The sequence below is a fragment of the Rathayibacter sp. VKM Ac-2927 genome (genome assembly GCF_022815525.1).
In the GTDB taxonomy this organism is placed as follows: Bacteria; Actinomycetota; Actinomycetes; order Actinomycetales; family Microbacteriaceae; genus Rathayibacter; species Rathayibacter festucae.
In genome coordinates this window covers 695,896-714,358 of the sequence record NZ_JALGRT010000001.1, presented here as the reverse complement: position 1 = coordinate 714,358, position 18,463 = coordinate 695,896, and the positions used below count along the sequence as shown (strand labels likewise).

Sequence of the window (18,463 nt, the reverse complement as noted above, 5' to 3'; positions counted from 1 at the left end):
TCACCTCTTCGCGAGATGCCACTTATGAGCGCGACACGCCGTGAGAGGTGTGCACTAGTGGCATCTCGCGGAGGGGACGCAGGGGTCAGGAGTACTGGGCGACGAGCTCGCGCTTCAGGATCTTGCCGCTCGGGCCGAGGGGGAGAGCGTCGACGAGCTCGATGCGGCGGGGGAACTTGAAGGCCGCGAGGTGCTCGTTCGCGTAGGCGATCAGCTCCTCCGCGGTCGCCGTCGCCGAGGGCAGCAGCACGACGGCCGCCATGATCTCCTGGCCGTGCTTCTCGTCGGGGACGCCGAAGACAGCGGCGTTGGCCACGGCGGAGTGCCCGATCAGGACCTCCTCGACCTCGCGCGGGTACACGTTGTAGCCGTTGCGGATGATCATGTCCTTGGTCCGGTCGAGGATGCGGATGTAGTCCTCGTCGTCCTTGGTGCCGAGGTCGCCGGTGCGGAACCAGCCGTCGACGACCGCGGCGGCCGAGGCCTCGGGGTTGCCGAGGTAGCCCTTCATCAGGTTGTGGCCGCGGACCACGATCTCGCCCAGCTCGCCGCGGGGGAGCAGCTCGATCCGGTCGGCGACCTCGGCGCGGGCGACCTCGACGTCCACGCCCCAGATCGGCGTGCCGACGGTGCCTGCGCGCGGCGGGACGCCGACGTGGTTGAAGGTCGCGACAGGGGAGGTCTCGGTCAGGCCGTATCCCTCGTAGATCTCGACGCCGAACACCTCGCGGAACCGCTCGATCACCGCGACGGGCAGGGCTGCTCCGCCGGAGACCGCGTAGCGCAGCGGCGGGCGGTCCTCACGGCGGGTCGCGGCGTCGAGCAGTGCGACGTACATCGTCGGCACGCCCTCGAACACGGTGCACTCGTGCGCGATCATCGCCTCGAGCGCGGCGTCGCCGTCGAACTTGGGCACGAGCACGACGGTCGCGGCGGTGCGGAACGCGGTGTTCATCGCGCAGACCTGGCCGAAGGTGTGGAAGAGCGGCAGCGCGCCCAGCACGACGTCGCCCTGATGCAGGTCGAAGGTGTTCATCAGGAGCACGTCGGACTGCGAGACGATCGCGAAGTGCGTGCCCTCGGCTCCCTTGGGCCGGCCGGTGGTGCCGCTGGTGTAGAGGATCGTCGCGGTGTCGAACGGCGAGCGCGGCACGTAGGTGTCGACCGGCGTCGCGTCGGCGGCGAGGTCCTCGAGGCGGGGGAAGGGGCTCTCGGTGCCGTCGGGCACCAGCACGCTCAGCACGGGGACGTCGGCCAGGGCCGCTCCGGCGGCGCCCTCGGCCAGCAGCGGAGCCGCGCAGATCAGCGCGGTCGCTCCGGAGTCGCGCAGCACGTAGGCGATCTCGTCGTGCTTGAGCAGCGCGTGCACGGGCACCACGACGGCGCCCAGGGCGAGCACGGCGAAGTAGCCGCGCGGGAAGTCGGGGACGTTGGGGATCAGCAGGGCGACCCGGTCGCCGGGGCCGATGCCCCGCGCGCGGAGAGCTCCGGCGTAGGCGCGGGTCTGCTCCCAGAGGCTCCCGTAGTCGATCGCCTGCGGGCCGACCCGGACCGCGATCGTCGCCGGCGTCCGTCGGGCCGCCTCCGCCAGGATCGCCGCGACCGAGACGCTGCCGAACCCGGCCGTGGGCGGGGGTGCGGCGGGTGCCTCGGTGGTGCGCGGTTCGGTGATGCTCATCGGGGCTCCAGTCGTCGTTGACCGCCGCGGCGCGTTCGCCGGGTGCTTCACGGTAGATCCGCCGGGGGCGCCGTTCAAGCGCTGCGCATCGGATGCTCAGCGTGCCCTCCCTCTGCGGCAGCGCGGCGGCAGGCTGGTGGTGGTCGTCGGCGAGGGAGCGGATCCCGCCGGAGACAAGGGCCTGCAGCCGAGCACGGCCGCCCGTACAGTCGAGGCGACGACGGAGGAGGCGCTCATGCGCGGTGAGGCGACGCTCTACACCGAGACGATCGCGACGGCGCCGTTCGCGCTGGCCGTGATCGCGGAGGCGACCGGCTCGCGGGTGGTCGGCGCGCGCACGGCGGATGCGCACGTGCCGCTCTACAGCGGCCCGACCAGTGCGCGGGTCTCGGTCGCGGGCTTCGGCGACAGCGTGCCGATCAGCGTCGACGTCCGCGACGAGCGCGGGCAGGACGAGGCGCGGGCCGCCGCGCAGGCGCTCGGGCTGGAGCTCGCCGCCTACGCGGGCTGGACGATCACGGCCGGCTTCTGAGACTCCGGTCGGACTCCGCGCGCACCCGGGCCAGGAAGAACCGGCTCGGCGCCGTGCGCACCGCGGTCGGCAGGACGCGGTAGACGGCGAAGGTGCGGGCGAGCGCCCGGTCGAACCGCGCCTGCTGTCGTGCGCTCCAGCGGAAGCCGAACGGCGCGCGGAGCTCGGGCGGCAGGAGGCCCGCCGTCATCAGGCGGAGGTAGGGGCCGACCGGTCGCAGCCACCAGGCGGCGATCCCGCCGTCGAGCAGGTCGTGGGCGACCCGGCGCGCGGCGGGCGTGACCTCGAGCCGGGCGAGCTCCCGCTCCCAGTAGGCGTCGAAGGCCGCGCGGGAGTCGGGCCAGAGTTCCTCGGACATCTGCAGCGCCGTGCCGACGACGCGGGAGCGGTGCACGATCTCGTCCGCCTCCTCGCGGCCGAGCGGGCCGAAGGCGCCCTCGTGGAGCTGCAGCATCGACTGGGTGATGGTGGCGGCGACCCAGCGCTGGAGCTCCGGATCGAACGCGGTGTAGCCGGGGCCGCGGACCGGCGCATGCGCGCGGTTCACCCGGCGCTGGACGGAGCGGACGTCCTCGGGGCTGCCGAACTGCAGGGCGTAGAGGTAGGAGAGGGTGCCGAACAGCCGGCCGAGCGCGCGGTGGACGAAGTCGGAGTGCTCGGCGACGCCGGCGCCGACCGCGGGGTGCGCGATCTGCAGGAGGATGGCGCGCGCGCCCGCGACGAGGAAGACGCCCTCGCGGAAGACGTCGCGGTCGGCGGGTGCTCGCAGGGGCATCCCTCCACGGTACGCGGGGCAGGTCCCTCCACACGCGGCGATCCGGTGGTCCCTCCACAGTCCGCCGCTGCGCGCCCCGCGGCGCAGGAACGCCTCGCGGGGTCCGGAGTAGAGTTGGCGCGGCCCAGGAAGAGTGCCGACACAGAACCGTGCCGAGACTCCGGACAGCGCAGCGGACCACCAGCGCGGATCCGGACAGCACGGACCGCCGGCGCCGTGGGCCGACCTCGGACTCGGAACGCAAGCGCGCTCGGCGCGGAATGGGAATGCAGCGTGGATCTCTTCGAATACCAGGCCCGTGATCTGTTCGAGAAGTACGGCGTGCCCGTGCTCCCCGGCATCATCGCCGACACGCCGGAGGAGGTGCGCGCCGCGGCGGAGAAGCTGGGCGGCGTCACCGTCGTCAAGGCGCAGGTCAAGATCGGCGGCCGCGGCAAGGCGGGCGGCGTGAAGGTCGCGAAGACCACGGACGACGCGTTCGAGGCGGCGAAGTCGATCCTCGGCCTGGACATCAAGGGCCACGTCGTCAAGCGCGTCATGGTCGCCGGTGGCGCCCGCATCGACCGCGAGTTCTACTTCTCGGTCCTGCTCGACCGGGCGAACCGCTCCTACCTCTCGCTCACCTCCTACGAGGGCGGCATGGAGATCGAGCAGCTCGCCGTCGAGCGCCCCGAGGCTCTCGCGCGCGTCGAGGTCGTCCCCGGCCAGGGCATCGACCAGGCCAAGGCCGAGGAGATCGCCCGCGCGGCGAAGTTCCCGGAGGAGCTGATCGCCAAGGTCGCCCCCGTGCTCGTCAAGCTCTACGACGTCTACACCGGCGAGGACGCGACGCTCGTCGAGGTCAACCCGCTCGTGCTCACCGAGGAGGGCGACATCGTCGCGCTCGACGGCAAGGTCTCGATCGACGAGAACGCCGGCTTCCGCCACCCCGAGCACGCCGCGCTGGAGGACAAGGACGCGGCCGACCCGCTCGAGGCCAAGGCCAAGGAGAACGACCTCAACTACGTGAAGCTCGACGGCGAGGTCGGCATCATCGGCAACGGCGCGGGCCTGGTCATGTCCACGCTCGACGTCGTCGCCTACGCCGGTGAGAAGCACAAGGGCGTGAAGCCCGCCAACTTCCTCGACATCGGCGGCGGAGCCTCTGCCCAGGTGATGGCGAACGGCCTCGACGTGATCCTCGGCGACGAGCAGGTCAAGAGCGTCTTCGTCAACGTCTTCGGCGGCATCACCGCCTGCGACGCGGTCGCCAACGGCATCCTGCAGGCCCTCGAGATCCTCGGCGACTCGGCGACCAAGCCGCTCGTCGTGCGCCTCGACGGCAACAAGGTGGAGGAGGGCCGCGCGATCCTCGAGGCCGCCGCCAACCCGCTCATCACCCTGGCCGCGACGATGGACGAGGGCGCCGACAAGGCCGCCGCACTCGCCGCCGCGTAACGACCCCCTCGACTCAAGGAATCAGAGAACAAGCATGTCGATCTTCCTCAACAAGGACTCCAAGGTCATCGTCCAGGGCATCACCGGCGGCGAGGGCACCAAGCACACCGCGCTGATGCTCAAGGCCGGCACGAACGTCGTCGGCGGCGTCAACGCCCGCAAGGCCGGCACGACCGTCACCCACGGCGACGTCGAGCTCCCGGTCTTCGGCACCGTCAAGGAGGCCATCGAGGCCACCGGCGCCGACGTCTCGATCGCGTTCGTCCCGCCCGCCTTCTCGAAGGACGCCGTCATCGAGGCGATCGACGCCGAGATCGGCCTCCTCGTCGTCATCACCGAGGGCATCCCGGTGCAGGACTCGGCCGAGTTCTGGGCCTACGCGCAGGAGAAGGGCAACAAGACGCGGATCATCGGCCCGAACTGCCCCGGCATCATCACGCCGGGCGAGTCGCTCGTGGGCATCACCCCCGCGACGATCACCGGCAAGGGCCCGATCGGCCTCGTCTCCAAGTCGGGCACGCTGACCTATCAGATGATGTACGAGCTGCGCGATCTGGGCTTCTCGACCGCCATCGGCATCGGCGGCGACCCGATCATCGGCACCACGCACATCGACGCCCTCGCGGCGTTCGAGGCGGACCCCGAGACCAAGGCGATCGTGATGATCGGCGAGATCGGCGGCGACGCCGAGGAGCGCGCGGCCGACTTCATCAAGGCGAACGTCACCAAGCCGGTCGTCGGCTACGTCGCGGGCTTCACGGCTCCCGAGGGCAAGACCATGGGCCACGCCGGCGCCATCGTCTCCGGCTCCGCGGGCACCGCGCAGGCGAAGAAGGAGGCCCTCGAGGCCGCCGGAGTCCGCGTGGGCAAGACGCCCTCCGAGACGGCCGACCTGCTCCGCGAGGTCTACGCGGCGCTGTAGCGCACCACCGTCCCGCGCGCCGCGGGACGCGATCGGACGGGATCCTCTGCCTCGGCAGGGGGTCCCGTCGGTCGTTCGGGCCCCCGGCGGCGGTAGCGTGCAGGGGTGACCCGCCGCCTCGGACTCGACTTCCTGACCTTCGTCCCCTACCCGGAGGGCCCCGAGCAGCCGGGCGACGCGGCGCGCAGCCTCGAGGACGGCCTCGCGCTGTTCGAGCTCGCGGAGGAGCTCGGCTACGACACCGGCTGGGTGCGCGTGCGGCACTTCGAGCGCTTCCTCGCCTCGCCGATGACCTTCTTCGCCGCCGCCTCGCAGCGCACCCGGCGCCTGCGCCTCGGCACCGCCGTGATCGGCGCGCGCTACGAGTCGCCCGTCCGGCTCGCCGAGGACGCGGCCACTGTGGACCTGCTCTCCGGCGGCCGGCTCGACCTCGGCGTCAGCAGCGGCTTCGCACACCTCGCCTCGGTCTTCGACGGCGTCTTCGGGCAGGCCGAGCGGGAGTTCCGCGCCGAGGCGCAGGAGCGGATCGAGCGCCTGCGCGACGCGCTCTCGGGCTCGGTGCTCGGCATCGCGGAGTCGGCACTGATGTCGGTGCCGGTCGGCGATCCGCTCGTGCAGCAGCCGCACGCGCCCGGTCTGGCCGACCGGCTCTGGTACGGCGCCGGCACCACCGCCTCCGCGGTCCGCGCCGGGGAGCAGGGCATGCACCTCCAGGTCTCCACCCTCAACACGGAGGAGACCGGGCTGTCGTTCGCGGAGCAGCAGGCCGCGCAGATCCGCGCCTACCGCGAGACGTTCGCCGCCGCCCACCCCGGGCGCACCTCGCGGGTGACGGCGGGGCGCATCGTGCTGCCGCTGACCGGCCCCGCCGACGAGGAGGCGCACCGCCCCTTCATCGAGGGCTACCTCGCGCGGATGGACGACGACGGCCGGCCGCGCACCGCCGACCGCTCGATCATCGCGGCGCCGATGCGCTTCAGCCCGCTGCACCTCGGCACGGCCGACGAGATCGTCGCGTCGCTCTCGGCCGACCCCGCGCTGGCGGAGGCGGACTCGCTCACGATCACACTGCCCGCGGTCGGCGGGGTCGAGTCGCACCGGCGGATCCTGCGGACGATCGCCGCGGAGATCGCGCCGCGGCTGGGCTGGACGCCCGCCGCCTAGCTGCGGCGCAGCAGGAGCAGCGAGAGCGGGCGCTGCGCGATCAGCAGCAGCAGCCACCAGAGCCCGACCGAGGGCACGAGCAGTGCGAGCGCGAGGGCGAGCACGAGGAGGGCGAACGGGACGACGGCGGGGGCCAGCCGGACCGGTCCGGCGCCCTCCCGCAGCAGGTGCGGCCGGCGCCGCAGCCGCAGCTCGATCAGCAGCAGCGCCCCGCTGACCACGACCATCGTGCCGATGTAGAGGCCGATCGTCGCGCGCGAGTCGGGCAGCAGGGCGATGGCGCTGGTCGAGAACGGGAAGAAGGCGATCGCGACCAGCCAGAGCAGATCGAGCCAGACCAGCCCCGCGTCGTAGTCGCCGGCCAGCTCGAAGACCCGGTGGTGCGGCATCCAGAACACCGCGATCAGCGTGAAGGAGAGCGCGAAGGCGAGCACCGAGTCGAGGTGCCGGCCGAGGACCTCGCCCACGCCGCCGCCGTCGCGGCCGATCTCGGGGGCGAGCTCGACCAGCGGGAGCACCAGGATCGTGATCGCGATGGCGACGGTCGCGTCGGAGAAGCTGACCAGGCGGTCGAGGCCCCGCTCCGTGCGGGTGGGCCGGTGCCGCTCGGGCGCGTGCCCGCGGTGCACCAGGCGCTCGATCGGGCCGGAGAGCAGCAGCAGCAGGAGCGCGAACATGTTGACGCTCGGGACGGTGACGGCGAGCACTAGCGCGGCGGCCAGCAGCGCGAGCACGATCAGCGAGCGCGAGAGCGAGCGGAGCGGGTCCGTGCCGGGCACGAGGAGGGCGGGGTCCCGGCGCAGGATCAGCTGCATCGCCAGGGTCGCGGTGCTCGCGACGATCATGGTGCCGATGTAGAGCGCGAACACGCTCGGGTCGGTGGTGAAGACGTTCGACAGCAGATTGGCTGCGAACGGCAGCAGCACGATCGCCGCCAGCCAGACGAAGTTCACCGCGACCAGCGCGGGGGAGTAGCGGGCCACGCCCTCGAAGACCGAGTGGTGCACCAGCCACAGCCGCCCGATCACGGCGAAGGTGATGAAGAACGCCGAGAGCGTGCCGTAGTGGCCGCCGAGCAGCGCTCCGAGGTCGGTCGCGCCGCCCTCCTCGACGACGTCGACGAGGGGGAGCACGAGGAACGTGATCGCGATGGCGACCGTCGCGTCGGTGAAATTCACTAGGCGGTCGAGTCCGCGCTCGGTGCGGGAGGCGCTGGTCGTCACGGCTCGACCCTAGGGGACGGCTGCTCTGGTGACGCAGGTGGATCTCGAGACGCCCGCTGCGCGGGCTGCTCGATCAGCATGAGCGGGCCGTCCGGCGCGCGTCGATCAGCACGGCCCGGCAATGTGCATGCTGGTCGAGTAGCCCCGGAGGGGCGTATCGAGACCCCGCATCGTCAGCGGGGCTTCCGGCCCCGGTCCGGGGCGTCGCTGAGCGGTGCCGGGCGGGGCCGCCGATAGGCTCGACAGGCTCATGAACCGGATCACCGTCGCACTCCTCGCCGCCTTCGACGCCGCGCTCTCGGCGCTGATCGGGCTCGCGATCCCGCTCGTGCCGCTGACGATCCTCTGGGCCGTCCAGTACGACACGGCGGTCGACTGGAGCGTCTTCTGGCGCGTCGCCGCGGACGCCTGGCTGCTCGGTCACGGCGCGGATCTGCAGGCCGCCTTCGCCCCCGACTCCCCGCTGGCGCTCGGGCTGCCGGACGGCGGGCAGCCGTTCGCGATCACGATCGCGCCGCTCGCCTTCGCGCTCCTCGCGATCTTGCTCGGCGCCCGCACGGGCCGCCGCGCGCAGGAGTCGCCCTACCGCCTGCTCGGCATCGGCTCGGCGATCGCCACCTACCTCCTCGTCGCGCTGCTGGTCACCCTCGGCGCGACCACCGACGTCGCACGGGTCGACGTCGTGCAGGGCACGCTGCTCCCGCCGCTCGTCTTCGGCCTCGGCGTGGTGATCGGAGCGGCGACCCATTCGGCCAGGAGCGGGGAGCGCGACCCGATCGGCGAGTTCGCCGAGCGGACGCTGCACCGCCTGCCCGACCCGGCCGCGCCGCTCGTCCTCGCCTCGCTGCGCGGCGGGACCCTCGCGGCGGCCGGTGTGATCGGCGTCGCCGGCGTGCTCGTCGCGGTGCTACTGGTCGCCGACTACGCCGCCGTCGTCGCGCTCTACGAGGGTCTCGGCGGGGAGGCGCTCGGCGGCCTGGCGCTGACGCTCGGGCAGCTGGCGATCCTCCCGAACCTGGTGATCTGGGCGGCGAGCTGGCTGATCGGACCGGGCTTCGCCCTCGGCGCCGGCTCGTCCGTCGCACCGGCCGGGACCCTCCTCGGCCCGATCCCCTCGATCCCCGTGCTCGCGGCACTGCCGCAGGGCGAGCTCGCCTTCGCCTTCCTCGGTCTGCTGGTGCCTCTCCTGGCGGGCTTCCTCGCCGGCTGGCGGATGCGCGCGGAGGTCGTCGACGGGCTCGACGGCCGGTCGCTGCTGCGCTGGGGTGCGGCCGCGGCGGGCGGCATCGGCGTGGTCGGCGGTCTGCTGCTCGGGCTGCTCGCCTGGTTCTCGGCGGGAGCGGCCGGGCCGGGGCGCCTCGTCCAGGTCGGGCCCGACCCGCTGCTCGTCGGGGCGCTCGCGGCGCTCGAGCTGGCGCTCGCCGCGGGTCTCGGACTGGCGGCCGGCCGCCTCCGCCGCGGCTGAGCGCCGGGCCCGACCGCCGGTGGTCGCCGCGGAGGCGTCCCCCTAGACTTGCGCAGTGCTGAAGTTGGTCGTCCTCATCTCCGGCGGTGGCTCCAATCTCCGCGCGCTGCTCGAGGCGACGCGCGACGACCGCTTCCCCGCCCGCGTCGTGGCGGTCGGCAGCGACACCGACGCCGACGGCCTGCGCCACGCCGAGGCGCACGACGTCCCCTCCTTCACCGTGACGCCCGGCGCCTTCGCCTCCCGCGACGCCTGGGGCGCGGAGCTGCTCGCGCAGATCCAGGGCTGGCAGCCCGACCTCGTCGTCTGCGCCGGCTTCATGCGGATCCTCCCGCCCGTCGTCGTCGACGCGCTCAGCCCGCGGATGATCAACACGCACCCCGCCCTGCTGCCGCTGTATCCCGGCGCGCACGCCGTCCGCGACGCCCTCGCCGCCGGCGCCACCGAGACCGGAGTGACGGTGCACGTCATCGACACCGGCGTCGACACCGGCCCGGTCATCGCCCAGGAGAGCCTCGCCGTGCTCCCCGGCGAGAGCGAGCACGCGCTGCACGAGCGCATCAAGACCATCGAGCGTCGCCTGCTGGTGCAGACGGTGCTCGACATCGCCCACGGAACCGTCGATCTCGAGGAGCTCGCCCGCGCATGAGCATCACCGCACACGATCCCAGCAGCTACGACGACCGCGACGTCGTCCCCGTCCGCCGGGCGCTGATCTCGGTCAGCGACAAGACCGGACTGCTCGAGCTCGCCTCGGCGCTGGCCGGCGCCGGGGTCGAGCTGGTCTCCACCGGCTCGACCGCCGCGACCATCCGCGACGCAGGCCACTCCGTCACCGACGTCTCGGCCGTGACCGGCTTCCCCGAGTCGCTCGACGGCCGGGTGAAGACCCTGCACCCCGGCGTGCACGCGGGCATCCTCGCGGACGTGCGCCTCGCCTCGCACCGCGAGCAGCTCGAGCAGCTCGAGATCGCGCCGTTCGAGCTCGTCGTCGTGAACCTCTACCCGTTCCGCGAGACCGTCGCCGGCGGCGCCGACGCGCCGACCGTGGTCGAGAACATCGACATCGGCGGCCCCGCGCTCGTCCGCGCCTCGGCGAAGAACCACGCGAACGTGGCGATCGTCGTCGATCCGGCCGACTACGCCGGCGTCGTCGCCGCGCTCGGCACCGGCGGCACGACCCTCGCCGCTCGGCGCACTCTCGCCGCGCGCGCCTTCGCGCACACCGCCTCGTACGACTCCGCCGTCGCCGCCTGGTTCGCCGGGCAGGAGGCGGATGGCGAGTCCGAGTTCCCCGGCTCGGTCGAGATCCGCGGCACCCGGCAGCAGGTGCTCCGCTACGGCGAGAACTCGCACCAGAAGGCCGCGCTCTACGTCTCGCCCGACGGCACCGGCATCGCCCAGGCGCGCCAGCTGCACGGCAAGGAGATGTCGTACAACAACTTCGTCGACGCCGACGCGGCCGTCCGCGCGGCCTACGACTTCGTCCTCCCCGCCGTAGCGATCATCAAGCACGCCAACCCGTGCGGCATCGCGATCGCCGGCGCGAAGGCCATCGACCCGATCGCGTCCGCGCACCGCCGCGCCCACGAGTGCGACCCGGTGTCGGCCTTCGGCGGCGTCATCGCCGCGAACCGGACCGTCACCCTCGCCATGGCCGAGACGGTGAAGGAGATCTTCACCGAGGTCCTCGTCGCCCCCGGCTTCGAGCCCGAGGCGCTCGAGGTGCTGAAGACCAAGAAGAACCTGCGCCTGCTGCAGCTGCCCGACTTCTACGCCCCGGTCGAGACCGAGTTCAAGCAGATCTCCGGCGGGATCCTGCTGCAGCAGCCGGACCGCTTCGTCGGCGGCCCCGGCGAGGTCAGCTCCGGCTGGGAGCTCGTCGCCGGCGAGCCCGCCGACGCGGACACGATGCTCGACCTCGAGTTCGCCTGGAAGGCCTGCCGCGCCGTCAAGTCGAACGCGATCCTGCTCGCCAAGGGCGGCGCCTCCGTCGGCGTCGGCATGGGCCAGGTCAACCGCGTCGACTCCTGCCACCTCGCCGTCTCCCGCGCCGGCGACCGCGCCCCCGGCTCCGTCGCCGCCTCCGACGCGTTCTTCCCCTTCGCCGACGGCCTCGAGGTCCTCCTCGCCGCCGGCGTCAAAGCCGTCGTCCAGCCCGGCGGCTCCGTCCGCGACCCCGAGGTCATCGAGGCCGCGAAGCGCGCCGGCGTCACCATGTACACGACGGGGGAGCGGCACTTCTTCCACTGAGCGCCGCAGGCGCTCAGTGGGCGCCTTCTTCCACTGAGCGCCGCAGGCGCTCAGTGGGCGCCTTCTTCCACGCCGCTCCCTGCGCGGCGTGGCGCGGTCGGCCTCCTGGGGTGGTGCGTTCCGCAGAGCGGGTCGCGTCGGCCGCCGCGGGAATCGCTTGGCACGCGATCCCCGCGCGCGGCCTCTCCCTTCGGGAGTCGGGGTCTGCCCGCTCCACTCCTCAGAAGTTGTCGTAGTCGAGCGTCGAGTCCGACAACATTTGCGGACTCGGGGTGCGTGCCCGGCGCCGCGCCGCCACTCTCCAAAAGTTGCGGTAGTGGCATGCGACTACCGCAACTTCTGCGGAGTCGGTGGCCTCCGAGCGCGGACGGGTCCCTCCGCTCTCCAGAAGTTGTCGTAGGCGACCGTCGAGTACGACAACTTTTGCGGACTCGGGGAGCGAGCCCGGCGCCGCGCACCCACTCTCCAGAAGTTGCGGTAGCGGGGCGCGACTACCGCAACTCTGCGGAGTCGGCGGCTTCCGAGCGCGGAGGAGCCGCTCCGCTCTCCAAAAGTTGTCGTAGTGGGGCGTCGGGTACGACGACTTCTGCGCACTGGCGGCGCGAGGCGGGCGGGCGGCTTCATTCCGCAGAAGTTGCGGTAGTGGGGTGCGAGTACCGCGACTTCCGCGGAGTCGGTGTCCGGCGAGGGCGGGCCGGGTGCTCCATCCGCCGGAAGTCGCGGTAGTGGGGTGCGAGTACCGCGACTTGGGAGGAGTGGTGGGGGAGCCGAGCGGGCGCGGCGCGGACGGGCGACGGCTCTCAGACGGCTGCAAGGGTCTGGGCAGGGGGCGCAGGGGTGCGAGCGCGTAGGGTCTCCGGGTGCCCTCCGACTCGACGCTGAACGCGCCCACCGCCCCGACCGCCGCCACCGCTCCGACCGGGAGGCGGCGCCTGCTGACGGCGCTCGCCGCCGCGGCGGCCACGGCGATCGCGGCCCACCTCGCCAACCTGCTCGCCTTCTTCATCGGCAACCAGCTGGCGCCGACGTCGATCCCGCAGGTCAACGCCTACTTCCTGCTCTCGAGCGTGCTCGCCTTCGTGGTGGTGCTCGTCCTCGCCGCGGCCGGGCTGCTCGCCCGCGCCTGGACGGCCGCGATCGCCGGGCTCGTCGCGGGGATCGTCGGCGCCGTCTTCGGCACCCTCGTGCAGGCCAGCGCGACGGGCGAGCCGATCACCGGCGAGGTCTGGTTCTCCATCGTGCAGACCTTCGGCGGGCTCAACCTCGTCTTCCTGCTCGCCTTCGTGGTCGCCGCCGCGACCCTCGGCCACCGCATCGCCGTCGCCTTGACGCACGCCAGGTCCGCGAAGTCCTCGGCCACCGCCGCCCGCCCGGAGCGCCGCCTCGCGCTCATCCGGCAGCCCGCGGACGACCTCGACGCCGGCGAGCTCACCCACCTCGAGCGCGTCCCCGTCGACCGGGTGAAGGCGCTGCAGCAGTGGGAGGAGTACGTCGATGCGCTCGAGGAGGCCGGCTGGGAGACCGTCCAGGTCGCCACGGCGCCCGAGCTGCCCGACTCCGTCTTCCTCGAGGACGCGCTGCTCGTCGTCGACGGGCACGCGGTCCTCACCCGCCCGGGCGCCGAGTCGCGCCGCGGCGAGGTCGACGGCGCGGAGGAGGCGGCCCGCGCCCTCGACCTGATCGTGCACCGGATCGAGGCGCCCGGCACCCTGGAGGGCGGCGACGTCCTCCGCATCGGCTCGACCGTCTACGTCGGCCGCGGTGGCCGCACCAACGCCGAGGGCGTCGCGCAGCTGCGGGTCCTGCTCCGTCCGCTCGGCCTGAGGGTCGTCGCGGTCCCGCTCACCCGCGCCCTGCACCTCAAGAGCGCCGTCACCGCGCTGCCGGACGGCACCGTGATCGGCTGGGAGTCCGTCGTCGACGAGCCGCGGCTCTTCCCCTCCTTCCTGCCGATGCCGGAGGAGGGCGGCGCCCACGTGGTCGTGCTCGGCCCGGACACGCTGCTGATGGCGGCGTCCGCGCCGCGGAGCGCGGAGCTGCTCCGCGAGCTCGGCTACCGCGTCGTGGCGGTCGACATCTCGGAGTTCGAGAAGCTCGAGGGCTGCGTGACCTGTCTGTCGGTGCGGGTGCGCTGACCGCCTCGCGCCGCTCGCGCGGGCACTCGGCAGGGCCGGTCGTGGTGGAGAAGGCGACCCGGCGATCCGCGCCCGCGGTCGCCGAGCGGTGGACGCCGCCGAGGGACCGGGTATAGCCTTCAAGGCTGCCCAGAAGCCCGCAAGGGGCCGGCGGCATCCCCGCCCTCGCGACGCCACGGTGCCGCAGGGCTCCGTCCTCCGTCGCGAAAGCCCAGCACCGTGCTCGCACAGTCCTCTCCGCCCGCCGCTCCGAAGCGCCCGAACACCCTCCGCACTCTGCTGCGCCTGGTCCCGTTCGTCGGCGACGCGCTGCCCCGCCTGGTCGGCGGCATCGCGATCGCCCTCGTGGCCAGCCTCGTCTCGCTCGCGATCCCGATCGTCCTCCAGCAGCTGGTCGACGGACCGCTCGGCGACGGCGCGACCGCCGCAGGGTCCGGCGATCTCGGCCCGCTGATCGGCCCGGTCGTCGTCGTGCTCCTGCTCGGCGTCCTCGAGGCCGCCGCCATCGCGCTGCGTCGGCGGATGGTGCTCACCCCGAGCACGCGGGTCGAGGCACGGATGCGCACCGCGCTCTACCGCCAGCTCCAGGACCTGCCCGTCTCGTTCCACGACCGCTGGCAGAGCGGGCAGCTGCTCTCGCGCGCGATGAGCGACCTCAGCCTCATCCGCCGCTGGATCGCCTTCGGCTTCGTGCTGCTGGTGGTCAACGCGCTGACGATCGTCGTCGGCTTCGGCGTCCTCGTCTACTGGAACCCGATCCTCGGCGCGCTGTTCGTGGCCTGCTCGATCCCGGTCTGGATCTACGGCTTCGCCTTCGAGAAGCGCTACTCGAGCATCGCGCGCCGCAGCCAGGACCAGGCCGGCGACCTCGCCACCACGGTCGAGCAGTCGGTGCACGGCATCCGCGTCCTCAAGGCGTTCGGCCGCCACCAGCACGCGCTCGCCGGCTTCGCCGACCAGGCGGAGAAGCTGCGCGGCACGGAGGTGGAGAAGGCGAAGGCCATCGCGGGCATCTGGGTGGTCCTGCTGCTCATCCCCGACATCGCCTTCGCGCTCTGCCTCCTCGCCGGAGTCTGGCTGGCCGCCGACGGACAGCTCAGCGTCGGCGAGCTCTTCGCCTTCTTCGCCACCGCGACCGTGCTGCGCTGGCCGGTGGAGTCGATCGGCTTCCTGCTCTCGATGACGTTCGACGCGCGCACCGCCGTCGACCGCTACTTCGAGGTGATGGACAGCCGGAACACGATCACCGACCCGGAGGCACCCGCGACGATCGCCCGGCCGCTCGGCCGAGTGAGCTTCCGCGACGTGCACTTCCGCTACCAGGACGCGCCCGAGCGCTTCGCCGACCTCCTCGACGGCGTCGACCTCGAGGTCGAGCCCGGCGAGACGATGGCGCTCGTCGGCCTCACCGGCTCCGGCAAGACGACGCTCACCGCGCTGCTGCCGCGCCTCTACGACGTGACCGGCGGGGCGATCGAGATCGACGGCGTCGACGTGCGGCACCTCCGGCGCGACGAGCTGCGCTCCCACGTGGGCATGGCCTTCGAGGACGCGACGCTGTTCTCCACCTCGGTGCGCGAGAACGTGCTGCTCGGCCGCCCCGACGCCTCCGAGGCGGAGCTGCTCGAGGCGCTCGAGATCGCGCAGGCGGACTTCGTGCACTCCCTGCCGAACGGGCTCGACACCACCGTGGGCGAGGAGGGGATGAGCCTCTCCGGCGGCCAGCGCCAGCGGCTCGCCCTCGCGCGCGCCATCGCCGCGCGGCCCGCCGTCCTCGTCCTGGACGACCCGCTGTCGGCCCTCGACGTCGACACCGAGGCGCGGGTGGAGAAGGGCCTGCGCCGCGTGCTCGGCGACACCACCGCGCTGATCGTCGCGCACCGCCCCTCGACGGTCGCCCTCGCCGACCGCGTCGCCCTCCTCGAGGAGGGCCGCGTCACGGCGGTCGGCACCCACACCGAGCTGCTCGCGAGCAGCCCGCACTACCGCTTCGTCATCTCGAGCCTCGAGGAGGACGAGCTCGCCCGCCCCCGCGGCACCGAGCGCGTCGGCTCGCGCCCGCGCGCCGAGGCCGAGCTGACGGACCTGACCGACCTCACGGAGCTGGAGACCCGATCATGAGCACTCTCGGATCCACCGAGGAGCGCGACGACCTCACCCGCGCGGAGTCCGCGGCCCTGCGCCGGCGCTCGCTCGCGCTGCTCGGGTCGCTGCTGCGCCCGCTGCGGCTGCGACTGGTGCTGACCGCGGTCGTCGTGGTGATCTCGACCGCCGCCCAGGTGGCGGGGCCGGCGCTGATCGCGCTGGGCATCGACAACGGACTGCCTGCGATCCTCGACGGTGACGCGACCCCGCTGGTCCTCACCGTCGTCGCCTACGTCCTGACCGGCGTGGTCGGCGCCGTCCTCGTCGCCTGGTACACCGTGCTGTCGGCGCGGGTGAGCCAGGCGATCCTGATCGACCTGCGCAAGCGCGTCTTCCTGCACACCCAGAAGCTGAGCCTGGAGTTCCACGAGAACTACACCTCCGGCCGGATCATCTCCCGGCAGACCAGCGACCTGGATTCCATCCGCGAGCTGCTCGACTCCGGCATCAACCAGCTCGTGCAGGGCGCCCTCTACATGGGCTTCGTCGCCATCGCGCTGGTCTCGCTCGACGGCGTCAGCGGCCTCGTGCTCGCCTGCGCTCTCGTGCCGCTGGCGATCCTGACCCGCTGGTTCCAGAAGCGCTCGCAGTCGCTCTTCCGCGGCACCCGCGTCGCGTCGTCCCGCCTGATCGTCCAGTTCGTCGAGACGATGACCGGCATCCGAGCGGTGCAGACCTTCCGCACCCAGGAGCGCAACGAGTCGGCCTTCGGCGTCGTCGTCGAGCGCTACCGGGTCGCCTACAAGAAGGTCTTCGGCGTCTTCGGCACCTTCGACCCCGGTCTCGTGCTGATCGGCAACGTCACGATGGCGGCCGTGCTCTTCTTCGGCGGGATGCGGGTGCTCGACGGCGGTCTCGAGATCGGCGCCCTGCTCGGCGTGCTGCTCTACACCCGGCGGTTCTTCGCGCCGGTGCAGGAGATGGCGATGTTCTACAACTCCTACCAGTCCGCGGCGGCCGCGCTCGAGAAGATCTCGGGCGTCCTCGCGGAGGAGCAGAGCGTCCCGGATCCGGCGCACCCCGTCGACCTCCGCGAGGCGCGGGGGGCGCTCGGCTTCGAGGGCGTCCGCTTCGCCTACACGACCGACCGGGAGATCCTGCCGCGCTTCGACCTGCGGATCCCCGCGGGCCAGACGATCGCGCTGGTCGGCTCGACCGGCGCCGGCAAGTCGACGCTCGCGAAGCTCATCTCGCGCTTCTACGACCCGACCGACGGAGTGGTGACCCTCGACGGCGTCGACCTCCGGCAGCTGCACCCGAAGGACCTCCGGCGCGCGATCGTGATGGTGACCCAGGAGGCGTACCTCTTCTCCGGCTCCGTCGCGGACAACATCGCGATCGGCCGGCCCTCGGCCTCCTACGACGAGATCGTCGACGCGGCGAAGGCGGTCGGCGCCCATGCGTTCATCCAGGCGCTGCCGGACGGCTACGACACCGACGTGAACAAGCGCGGCGGACGGGTCTCGGCCGGTCAGCGCCAGCTGATCTCGTTCGCGCGGGCGTTCCTGGCGGACCCGGCGGTGCTGATCCTGGACGAGGCGACCTCCTCGCTCGACATCCCGAGCGAGCGGCTGGTGCAGCTCGGCCTGCAGACGCTGCTCGCGGACCGGACCGCGGTGATCATCGCGCACCGGCTGTCGACGGTCGCGATCGCCGACCGGGTGCTGGTGATGGAGCACGGCCGCATCGTCGAGGACGGGACACCGGAGGCGCTGATCGCGGGCGACGGCCGCTTCGCCACGCTGCACGCGGCCTGGCGCGACTCCCTGGTCTGAGCCGGAGGGTCCGCCGCCGCGGTCAGGGCGTCCAGCGCGCGGCGCGGACGTCCACCCGGTAGCCGCCCGGCGTCGTGACGAGCGGCGTGCCCTCGCGCTCGTAGTGCTCGCGGGCGCGCTCCTCGTGCCCGATCGCCGGGGCGCCGCCGGAGCGGACGACCCGCCACCAGGCCACGTCGGAGCCGTAGCGGGCGAGCACCGTTCCCACGGCGCGGGCGGCGCGGGTGCCGAGCACCGCGGCGATCTCGCCGTAGGCCATCACGCGGCCGGGCGGGATCCCGTCGACGACGGCGAGGACCGCCGAGACGAAGTCGGCGGGGTCCGCCGCGTCGTCGGGACGCTCGGTCAGAGCTTCAGCGCCCCGATGTTCTCGCCGTACGGGGTCTCGCCGATGACCTCGAAGCCGATCCAGCGGAAGAACTGCTCGGGGCCGTCGGCGCCGGACTCCCAGATCACGGTGAGCGTGTCGAAGCCGCGGGCGCGCGCCTCGTCGGCGGCGGCGCGGACGGCGAAGGTGCCGACACCGCGGCCCTGCTTGGCCGCGTCGATGTTGATCCGCCAGATGCAGCTGCGGAACTCCTCCGGCGCCTGCGGGTCGAAGTGCGCGTGGATGAAGCCGACGAGCTCGTCGCCGTCGAGGATCGCCCGCTGCCAGGCGGCGCCCGGGTCGATCACGGCGGCGGCCGCGGAGTACGACTCCGGTGCGACGAACTGCTCCTGACCCGGTTTGAGGCTCAGTCCGTTCACGGCGGAGATGTTCGCGGCCGACAGCTCTTCCAGGCGGAGGTCACTCATGCCGCCCAATCTAGCGGCCCGGCTCGGCGGCGGTCATCCTCCTCGCGGACGAGCGTCGCGGCGCGCAGGGTGCGGGGCTCCTCCTCGCGGAGAAGTGTCTCGACGTCGAGACAGTTCCGGCCTCGGGTAGGCTGGTCGAGGCCGTCTGGAGCGGCCGCGGAGCC

General features: G+C 72.8%; 15 protein-coding genes. 10 read left to right on the top strand and 5 right to left on the bottom strand.

The annotated features are described in order from the left end of the window. Positions 1-85: 85 nt before the first annotated feature. On the bottom strand, positions 86-1,678 hold the full coding sequence (locus MT353_RS03340) for a long-chain fatty acid--CoA ligase (RefSeq protein ID WP_243600584.1): 1,593 nt from the start codon (positions 1,676-1,678) through the stop codon (positions 86-88). Positions 1,679-1,814: 136 nt separating this feature from the next. On the opposite strand from MT353_RS03340, the gene MT353_RS03335 reads away from it, so the two are divergent. Further along, entirely contained in the window at positions 1,815-2,210 is a 396-nt protein-coding gene (locus tag MT353_RS03335; protein WP_243600585.1) for a hypothetical protein, read from the top strand. On the opposite strand, the gene MT353_RS03330 is transcribed toward MT353_RS03335, so the two are convergent. Then, positions 2,194-2,985 (bottom strand): oxygenase MpaB family protein, encoded by a 792-nt coding sequence (locus MT353_RS03330; RefSeq protein WP_243623602.1) that lies wholly within the window; start codon positions 2,983-2,985, stop codon positions 2,194-2,196. The genes MT353_RS03335 and MT353_RS03330 overlap by 17 nt on opposite strands. Positions 2,986-3,258: 273 nt before the next feature. Between MT353_RS03330 and sucC the strand changes: the two genes are divergently transcribed. From sucC to MT353_RS03315, 3 genes are all read left to right on the top strand, one after another. After that, the gene (gene sucC, locus MT353_RS03325) at positions 3,259-4,422 is read left to right on the top strand and encodes an ADP-forming succinate--CoA ligase subunit beta (RefSeq protein ID WP_243623601.1); all 1,164 of its coding nucleotides are present in this window, start codon (positions 3,259-3,261) and stop codon (positions 4,420-4,422) included. A gap of 34 nt (positions 4,423-4,456) precedes the next feature. Next, positions 4,457-5,344: a succinate--CoA ligase subunit alpha gene (gene sucD / locus MT353_RS03320; protein ID WP_123445113.1), complete on the top strand. Its 888-nt coding sequence runs from the start codon at positions 4,457-4,459 to the stop codon at positions 5,342-5,344. Between the two features lie 105 nt (positions 5,345-5,449). Beyond that, positions 5,450-6,508 carry an LLM class flavin-dependent oxidoreductase gene (locus tag MT353_RS03315; RefSeq protein ID WP_243623600.1) on the top strand — a complete coding sequence of 353 codons (1,059 nt, stop codon included), beginning with the start codon at positions 5,450-5,452 and terminating at the stop codon, positions 6,506-6,508. Here the strand turns inward: MT353_RS03315 and MT353_RS21850 are convergent. Next, positions 6,505-7,731, bottom strand: a complete 1,227-nt coding sequence (locus MT353_RS21850; RefSeq protein ID WP_243623599.1) for a TMEM175 family protein — start codon at positions 7,729-7,731, stop codon at positions 6,505-6,507. The two genes, MT353_RS03315 and MT353_RS21850, sit on opposite strands and share 4 nt — an antisense overlap. A gap of 250 nt (positions 7,732-7,981) precedes the next feature. Here MT353_RS21850 and MT353_RS03305 point away from each other — a divergent pair, with 250 nt between their 5' ends. From MT353_RS03305 to MT353_RS03280, 6 genes are all read left to right on the top strand, one after another. Next, on the top strand, positions 7,982-9,196 hold the full coding sequence (locus tag MT353_RS03305) for a DUF6350 family protein (RefSeq protein WP_243623598.1): 1,215 nt from the start codon (positions 7,982-7,984) through the stop codon (positions 9,194-9,196). Positions 9,197-9,251: 55 nt separating this feature from the next. After that, positions 9,252-9,845 (top strand): phosphoribosylglycinamide formyltransferase, encoded by a 594-nt coding sequence (gene purN, locus MT353_RS03300; protein ID WP_132436007.1) that lies wholly within the window; start codon positions 9,252-9,254, stop codon positions 9,843-9,845. Then, positions 9,842-11,449, top strand: coding sequence for a bifunctional phosphoribosylaminoimidazolecarboxamide formyltransferase/IMP cyclohydrolase (gene purH, locus MT353_RS03295; RefSeq protein WP_243600591.1), 1,608 nt, complete (start codon positions 9,842-9,844; stop codon positions 11,447-11,449). Before purN ends, purH begins: the two co-directional genes overlap by 4 nt. Positions 11,450-12,309: 860 nt before the next feature. After that, positions 12,310-13,584, top strand: a complete 1,275-nt coding sequence (ddaH, locus tag MT353_RS21405) for a dimethylargininase (RefSeq protein WP_308197502.1) — start codon at positions 12,310-12,312, stop codon at positions 13,582-13,584. 219 nt (positions 13,585-13,803) lie between these two features. Then, positions 13,804-15,705 carry an ABC transporter ATP-binding protein gene (locus tag MT353_RS03285; protein WP_243623597.1) on the top strand — a complete coding sequence of 634 codons (1,902 nt, stop codon included), beginning with the start codon at positions 13,804-13,806 and terminating at the stop codon, positions 15,703-15,705. Then, complete coding sequence (locus MT353_RS03280; RefSeq protein WP_243623596.1) at positions 15,702-17,504, top strand: ABC transporter ATP-binding protein; 1,803 nt, start codon at positions 15,702-15,704, stop codon at positions 17,502-17,504. The genes MT353_RS03285 and MT353_RS03280 overlap by 4 nt, the downstream gene beginning before the upstream one ends. 22 nt (positions 17,505-17,526) lie before the next feature. Here MT353_RS03280 and MT353_RS03275 read toward each other — a convergent pair whose 3' ends face one another. Next, positions 17,527-17,853: an MGMT family protein gene (locus tag MT353_RS03275; protein ID WP_279400532.1), complete on the bottom strand. Its 327-nt coding sequence runs from the start codon at positions 17,851-17,853 to the stop codon at positions 17,527-17,529. Next, positions 17,850-18,299: a GNAT family N-acetyltransferase gene (locus MT353_RS03270; protein WP_123445122.1), complete on the bottom strand. Its 450-nt coding sequence runs from the start codon at positions 18,297-18,299 to the stop codon at positions 17,850-17,852. Before MT353_RS03270 ends, MT353_RS03275 begins: the two co-directional genes overlap by 4 nt. Between the last annotated feature and the right edge of the window lie 164 nt (positions 18,300-18,463).

Excerpts from the sequence above, each read along its gene's own strand:
- MT353_RS03340 (WP_243600584.1), bottom strand. The coding sequence starts at position 1,678 with ATGAGCATCACCGAACCGCGCACCACCGAGGCACCCGCCGCACCCCCG.
- MT353_RS03330 (WP_243623602.1), bottom strand. The coding sequence starts at position 2,985 with ATGCCCCTGCGAGCACCCGCCGACCGCGACGTCTTCCGCGAGGGCGTC.
- sucD (WP_123445113.1), top strand. The coding sequence starts at position 4,457 with ATGTCGATCTTCCTCAACAAGGACTCCAAGGTCATCGTCCAGGGCATC.
- MT353_RS03305 (WP_243623598.1), top strand. The coding sequence starts at position 7,982 with ATGAACCGGATCACCGTCGCACTCCTCGCCGCCTTCGACGCCGCGCTC.
- purH (WP_243600591.1), top strand. The coding sequence starts at position 9,842 with ATGAGCATCACCGCACACGATCCCAGCAGCTACGACGACCGCGACGTC.
- MT353_RS03280 (WP_243623596.1), top strand. The coding sequence starts at position 15,702 with ATGAGCACTCTCGGATCCACCGAGGAGCGCGACGACCTCACCCGCGCG.
- MT353_RS03270 (WP_123445122.1), bottom strand. The coding sequence starts at position 18,299 with ATGAGTGACCTCCGCCTGGAAGAGCTGTCGGCCGCGAACATCTCCGCC.